We start from the raw sequence: 6658 nt of genomic DNA, 5'->3' as shown, positions 1-6658 counted from the left end.
GATCAACTAACTCTATTTCAAAAACTATTACTTTTATTTTAAAAGAAAAAAGACTGTAGGCAAACTCGAAATTTCGAGTTTGTCTACAGTCTGAATCCGCCTATAAATAGGCGGATTTTTTATGTTTTCAAGGCATAGAGAGCTCGATCTGTTATATAAGTAATCGGATTTTCATTACATAAAGTAAATGAGATATTTGGGAGGACATTTACCGTGTATTGTTCAAATTCTGCTAAAATAAATGGGTTATGTTTTAAGACTCCACCATTTAAATACATAGTGAATGGGGTGTTTCCAATCTCCAATTTCCTAACAGTTGTTAATGCTAAAAGGGAAAGTTCCTTTGCAGCATTTTGAGCTATATTAATAGCCAGTTCATCCTCTAATACAATAGCTTCTGGAAGAACAGAGCTTATGCTAGCAGTTTGTGCGTTTGTATATTGTTCTTGGTAGAGCCAAGAATTTAATTGTTCTACTGATTTAATTTCAAGTTTTTTTAAAACAAGCTCTGTCAATATTGTCGGCTTTGTATTTCTACCATCTGCCGTACGAAAAATGGTTTGTAAAATTTCCCGGCCAATAAAGTACCCACTTCCTTCATCGCTTGCGCGGTGTCCCCATCCACCTGTGCGTGTAAATGTTTCTCTACCATCTGTAGCAAAAGCAATAGAACCTGTTCCAGAAATCAGAAGTGCACCGGGAGAACCTTTCGTTAAACCAATTAAGGTTGCCAAAACATCATTTTCAACAATTAAATTATTTATTGTAAAGGGAACATTAGAACAAGCGGTTTCTATGATTTGTTTGACAGTGGTTAAATCCCGTTCTGTATCAATTCCTGCCATTGCAAAAACAGCACAGTCTATTTTGGAGTAATTTGTAGCTTGATAAGCTTTAAGTAATAAGTTTGTAAGAACTGAGACTACTTTCTCTGCTCCGATTGTTTGGTAGTTAGAGCCACTTGACGTTTTTTCAAAAATTACGTTACCACTTACCGTACGTAATAAGAGCGAGGTTTTCGTTGCACCTCCGTCAATTGCTAAAATGATGCGTTCTGTCATTTCTTTTTCCAACCTTCAAGATATTGCTGTAATTGTTCTTCACACTTCAGAATTTGATTTTCTTTTTCTTTCACCCAATTTTCGAGCAAGGGGGTAATGGACTGAGCCTGAATAAGTGAGTTTCTCATTGTGTCAGGTGCAGGGCCACCTAAAAGTTTTCGTACATTAACGAAGAATTCTGGCTTTAACGAATTATCGAAGTCTTTTTTTGAAATTTTTAGCGCCTTCCCCGTGACTTCTAGCGCTTTTTCATTAGCCAGTTCCCAAGTTAAACTCTCTAAAGATTCCTTTTTAGCTTGAAGAAGTTCTTTTATACAGCTACTAACGATTCGGTGCGCTTGACGAAATGAAATACCTTCTGACCGAACAAGGGAGTCCGCTAGTTCCGTTACATTAGCAAAACTGTTTTCTGCCCGTTTTAACAACTTTTCTTTATTTACTTCCATGGTAACAACGACGCTACCAAACAATTGATAGATTCCTCTCAATTTCTCCATTGCACGCCATAAGTATGGTTGCATGTCATCTTCGGTATCTACAATATCTCCAAATGGTGTGTTATGAATCATTTGTAGTACAGTTGAAGCATCACCAATCACTGAAGACAATAATGAGCGTGTATGTTCAATTGAAACAGGATTGCGTTTTTGTGGCATAATCGAACTTACTTGAACATATGGGCTAGCTAGGCTAAAGGCATTAAATTCTTGCGTTGCCCACTGTAAAAAATCCTGTGACGTGCGGCCAAGATTTAACGCTGAAAGTTGAACAACACTTGCTGTTTCGGCAATATAGTCTGCCCCGGCCACAGCATCCCAAGCATTTTCAATAATTGCATCAAACGCTAGAAGTTCAGCCATTCGCTCACGGCTAATATTAAAGCTTGTTGTTGTTAAGGCAGCTGCCCCCATACTACTACTGTTCACTGTATTGTAGGCAGCTTGCATACGTTTAAAGTCACGAGAAAGTTGATCAATAACAGCCTTTAAGTAATGGGCAAAGGTTGTGGGTTGAGCTTGTTGTGTATGGGTATAGCCAATCATAATTGTTTCTACATGTTCTTCCGCAAATACAATTAAGGATGACCTTAATAAAATTAATGCCTTCATTAGGGAAAGTAGCTTTTTACGTATTGTCATACGGTAAATAGCAATACCCATATCATTTCGACTGCGGCCGATATGCAAGTTACCGGCCACATCTCCAGCTAATTCAATTAACTTATTTTCGATGCGGAAAAACAAATCCTCAAATTGAGGATTATAATCACGTGTTTTATAGTAGTCTAAATCTAAGTTAGCAATTGCCTCACCAATTCTCTTGGCCTCTTCTTTGGTTACAAGTGTTTGCTCTTCAAGCATCTTTAGATGGGCAATATGTATTTGCACCATTGATGTTAAAAAGTGTTTTTTAGCTTCATCGTATGCTGGCTGGAGAACCATTTGGCGGTAACTATTAGAAGGAAACTGATTTCCCTCAATCTCATTTATTCGGCTTTTGTAATCCTGAAACATCGATTAGTTCGCCTCCAGAGTAAGTCCCAAATTCATTTTAAAAATATTTCTTATTTATCCTATAGTACTGCCTAATTTATAAAAGGTTACGTACTTCACCATCTTTATATAGTTAATGTTTAACTTTGGCTTTTCTTTGGGCTATTACTGTTGGCAAACTCATACCAATCAAAACTAATACGATTCCTAAACACTGCAAAATCGTCAGCTTTTCATGTAATACAATGACAGAGGCTATAATGGCTACTGGAAGTTCCATAGCACTTAATATAGATGTTAGCCCACCGCCGACCTTTGGAGCTGCCATTGAGAATAATAAAATTGGCACTATCGTCCCGAAAGCGCCAAGGACAAGTCCGAATTTCCATAAACCTTCGTTCAGTAATTTTCCGTTCCAAATGATCTCAGGTGCTAAAAATAAGCTGGATAAAATTAGGGCAATAAATGACATGTAAAATGTGCGAGCGATTGTAGAGACTCCTTCAACTTTGTGCGAGTTCACCTGTATAAATATGGCGAAGCTAACTGCAGAAGCAAAGCCCAATGCCCACCCCTGCCAGGCTATATTAGTTAAGTCTACATCTAGAATACCGGCTGCTAGAATCGTACCTACAAATAAAAAAGCTAAAGAAAGGGACTCCGTTTGATTAGGCAGCCTTCTATTTAGAGCACAATCAATGAACATTCCAATCCATGTAAATTGAAATAGCATAACGACCGCTAAAGAGGCGGGTAAATATTCTAATGACATTCCATAAATAACACCGGTTGTGCCAGTAAAGATACCAGATACAAAGATTATAAGATAACCAGATTTGGAAATTCGCGGAAAGTTCCTTTGTGTTGTAATAAATAAAAGTAGGATAAGTATGAATCCTACGATGTATTGGCTAGAAACGGCTTCAGCTGAAGTAAAGCCATTTCCCATTGCTACTTTTACTATGGTTGATAAGATCCCATAGCAACTTGATGCTATGATAATAAGTAATTGGTAAAGAAGATTTGATTTCAAGATGCCTGACCTACATTTCATTTCATTTATTTTATTGTTTTAACCATATGATCGAATGTTTCACCAATGATTGACCAGGGTTCTGTCACATTAAAGCCCACTCTTTCATATAATCTTCGTGCGCTGCCCTTTACGCTTTCTACATTAAGCGAGAGTTTCGTGAATCCTTTTCGTAATGCTTCTTGCTCAGCAAATTGTAAAAGTTTTGTCCCTAGCCCTAAGCCACGAGAGCTTTCGTGAACGCAAATTGTGTCAATATAGTACTCATCGGGGTGGGCTTCAAGGTCAATTTTACTTATTGGAGCGTTTTTGCTTTCGAGCCATTGCTGCAGGGATGCATCTAAGCTTTCTCCGTCTTTACCACTATATAAAACAATCATGCCTAAAATTTGATTTGTTTCATCATTTACTGCAACAAATGTATTTTCATAAGAGTGACGGTTATCTGTTCTTTTAAATAACCCTTCCAGTTGTTCAATTGCTTTGTCTTCAGTATTTTCCCCTGTTAAACGATAGGCAATTTCACCAATTGCGTCATAAATAAGAGGAGCAACTACTTTTGCATCACTTTTTACAGCTTGTCTAATTTTAATTTCCATATCCTTCATCCTTTCAATAAAAGTATAACAAAAAGTTCAGATTTAGATAATTTAACACTATCTATATAGTAATAAAACTTTATTGGAAAGTAATTTATATGTTAATCTATACAAAGGATTACATACGGAGGTTAGACATCTAATGACTAAGTTAGAAAAAGAGTTTGTATTAGTTTATGGCGATGCTTTTGTTGATTATATAGCGAATGATATGACGAATACATCATTCACCAAATTTTTAGGGGGTGCAACGATTAATGTTGCCGCAGGAATTAGTCGTATCGGGGCGCCTTCTGCACTCATAACGATCACAGGTGAGGACGAAACATCAGAATTTGTTCGATTGGAGTTAAAAAAAGAGGGCGTAAATTTAGATTACTCGGTGTTTGTACCAGAAAAGCGTGTAAGTGGGGTTCATGTTCATTTAACTGAGGCTTGCGAGCGAATTTTTTGTGATTACGAAGATGAAACACCTGACTTACAAGTTGAGCCACAACAATTGAATGAAGAAGCATTTAAAAGAGCCTCTATATTTAACGTCTGCTCAAATACAATGTTTCATCCTATAGCTTTAGAAACAACTAGAAGAGCGGTTGAACTAGTGAAGGAAAATGAAGTTATCATGGCAATGGATGCAAATATTCGTCCATTACGATGGAGTAGTCCTAAAGTTTGTCGTGACACAATTATCTCCTTTTTCAAAGATGTACATATCTTAAAACTAACAGATGAGGAACTACTATTCTTAACGGAAACAAATAATTTAGAAGATGGCATTCAAGCATTAAATCAGTATGGACTACCAATAATTTTAGTTACAGTAGGTGCAAATGGAGCTTACGCAATCTTAAATGGGGAAACTATTCATATACCAACGATTAAAGTAGAGCCGGTGGATACAACTGGAGCTGGTGATGCGTTTATGGCAGGTATATTGCGTTTTGTTCATTACTATGGTCTACCTTCTTCTAAAGAGGAGATTGTACGATGTGTAAGCTTTGCAAACAAACTTGGGGCATTTGCGGCAACAAAACCAGGTGCATTAACGGCTCTTCCGCATTATGATGAAATTAAAGATTTACTATAAATATTAATTTTATTAGGGTGGTATGAATGGACCAAAAGTATAATGAATTAGTTAAAGGACGAATTTTCATTGGTGGAGCAGAAGACACTGAGGTTGTTGTAGTTAATGAACCTATTGATGTTGTTGTCGATGTACGAGTAAAAGGCAGGGATGAAGCAACACCTTATAATTATATCCACACACCAATTGCTGATGAAAGTAAAAAGATTGCAGAGTCAATTCAAACGGGTGTAAAGAAAGTTGTAGAAGCCTATCAGCAAGGGGAAAACGTCTATATTCATTGCGGAAGTGGTAATGGTCGTGCAAGTGTAATGGCCGTTGCTACATTAATGGAATTAGGACATGCAAAAAATTTAGAAGATGCTGAACTTATGATAAAGGCAATACGACCAACAGCAAATGTTAGAACAAACATGAAAGAAGCCTTAACTAAATTATATAAATAAAAAAAGCTGTTTTAAGGGTAAAATCCTTAAAACGGCTTTTTACATGGCAATAAAGGAAACTCAATTTTGATTCTTGCCATTTCCATTGTTTAAACTAATATAAAGAGAACCATTTTCTAATATTTGAGCGAAATAAACATCTTCAATATTTTTGACGTTTTTCTTCTTTAACTTATTCAATAACCATTCTTCAGTTAAGTCTAATTCCACAAGGTTCTTTTTATTAATAACCCCATCGGATATGATTTCAGTAGGCATATATGGCGGAATTGAAACATCTGCTTTTACATCCGCTTTGGTTGCCTGATCTTTCGCTGGCATCTTTACAACACTTAATTCTCCGTTTGTTTCGAAAACGGCATGTAACACTTCAGAAAAGGAGAATATACCTTGTTCTCTTAGTAGCATCGATAATTCATCAGTGTGTAGTCTAGCCTTTTTCATCCCATTTTTAATAATGGTTCCGTTTTGAATTAAGATTGTTGGACGGTCATCGAATAAGACTCTTGCTTTTGTAGACTTTAGTGAAATATAACTGACTAATAACGTTAAAAAGGCCCACCATATTAGAGAAGTAAAGCCGTCCCAAAAAAGGGTTCTCTCTTGGGTTGAAACTTCAGCAGCAATTGAACCGATAGTTATTCCAGTTATGTAATGGAAAAAGGTAAGCTGGCTCAATTGCTTTTTCCCAATGATTCTAGCTAATACAAGTATGGTAAAAAATGAAATGGTGGAACGGAGAATCATTTCAAAAAAGTTAATGTCTTGAAACCCTTCCATAGTTATTACTCCTTTCGTTCCCTTCATTTAGCTTGAACGAAAGATGGTTTGAATATGCAAATAGCAAAAAAATAAACAGAAACATCATGAAATGGATGTTTCTGTTTTAGTCAATTATGCCTTTTGATAGTGTAGCGTTACATGCATGCATTTTTACCG

The 6658-nt window shown here is 36.4% G+C and carries 7 protein-coding genes; 2 read left to right on the top strand and 5 right to left on the bottom strand.

Features of this window, described 5'->3' with window-relative positions; translation table 11 throughout:
* Window positions 1–119 precede the first annotated feature (119 nt).
* The 4 genes from JOD29_RS17745 to JOD29_RS17730 form a co-directional block, all read right to left on the bottom strand.
* Window positions 120–1061: an N-acetylglucosamine kinase gene (locus tag JOD29_RS17745; RefSeq protein ID WP_124766713.1), complete on the bottom strand. Its 942-nt coding sequence runs from the start codon at window positions 1059–1061 to the stop codon at window positions 120–122.
* Window positions 1058–2575, bottom strand: coding sequence for an argininosuccinate lyase (argH, locus tag JOD29_RS17740; RefSeq protein WP_124766714.1), 1518 nt, complete (start codon window positions 2573–2575; stop codon window positions 1058–1060). The genes JOD29_RS17745 and argH overlap by 4 nt, the downstream gene beginning before the upstream one ends.
* 112 nt (window positions 2576–2687) lie before the next feature.
* Complete coding sequence (locus JOD29_RS17735; protein ID WP_124766715.1) at window positions 2688–3587, bottom strand: EamA family transporter; 900 nt, start codon at window positions 3585–3587, stop codon at window positions 2688–2690.
* Between the two features lie 26 nt (window positions 3588–3613).
* On the bottom strand, window positions 3614–4186 hold the full coding sequence (locus tag JOD29_RS17730) for a GNAT family N-acetyltransferase (protein ID WP_124766716.1): 573 nt from the start codon (window positions 4184–4186) through the stop codon (window positions 3614–3616).
* 142 nt (window positions 4187–4328) lie between these two features.
* Between JOD29_RS17730 and JOD29_RS17725 the strand changes: the two genes are divergently transcribed.
* Entirely contained in the window at window positions 4329–5273 is a 945-nt protein-coding gene (locus JOD29_RS17725) for a carbohydrate kinase family protein (RefSeq protein ID WP_124766717.1), read from the top strand.
* 26 nt (window positions 5274–5299) lie between these two features.
* A complete protein-coding gene (locus tag JOD29_RS17720) occupies window positions 5300–5719 on the top strand; it encodes a protein-tyrosine phosphatase family protein (protein ID WP_124766718.1) in 420 nt (139 codons plus the stop codon).
* Window positions 5720–5779: 60 nt separating this feature from the next.
* Here the strand turns inward: JOD29_RS17720 and JOD29_RS17715 are convergent, their stop codons facing one another.
* Window positions 5780–6499 (bottom strand): DUF421 domain-containing protein, encoded by a 720-nt coding sequence (locus tag JOD29_RS17715; RefSeq protein WP_192894263.1) that lies wholly within the window; start codon window positions 6497–6499, stop codon window positions 5780–5782.
* Window positions 6500–6658: the final 159 nt, after the last annotated feature.

The sequence above is a fragment of the Lysinibacillus composti genome (assembly GCF_016908465.1).
GTDB lineage: Bacteria > Bacillota > Bacilli > Bacillales_A > Planococcaceae > Ureibacillus > Ureibacillus composti_A.
The sequence above is the reverse complement of the archived record's forward strand: the minus strand, read 5'-3'. Positions and strand labels throughout refer to the sequence as shown.

Bases quoted from the DNA above. Each gene is read 5' to 3' on its own strand.
- JOD29_RS17745 (WP_124766713.1), bottom strand. From the start codon at position 1,061: ATGACAGAACGCATCATTTTAGCAATTGACGGAGGTGCAACGAAAACC.
- argH (WP_124766714.1), bottom strand. From the start codon at position 2,575: ATGTTTCAGGATTACAAAAGCCGAATAAATGAGATTGAGGGAAATCAG.
- JOD29_RS17730 (WP_124766716.1), bottom strand. From the start codon at position 4,186: ATGGAAATTAAAATTAGACAAGCTGTAAAAAGTGATGCAAAAGTAGTT.
- JOD29_RS17725 (WP_124766717.1), top strand. From the start codon at position 4,329: ATGACTAAGTTAGAAAAAGAGTTTGTATTAGTTTATGGCGATGCTTTT.
- JOD29_RS17720 (WP_124766718.1), top strand. From the start codon at position 5,300: ATGGACCAAAAGTATAATGAATTAGTTAAAGGACGAATTTTCATTGGT.
- JOD29_RS17715 (WP_192894263.1), bottom strand. From the start codon at position 6,499: ATGGAAGGGTTTCAAGACATTAACTTTTTTGAAATGATTCTCCGTTCC.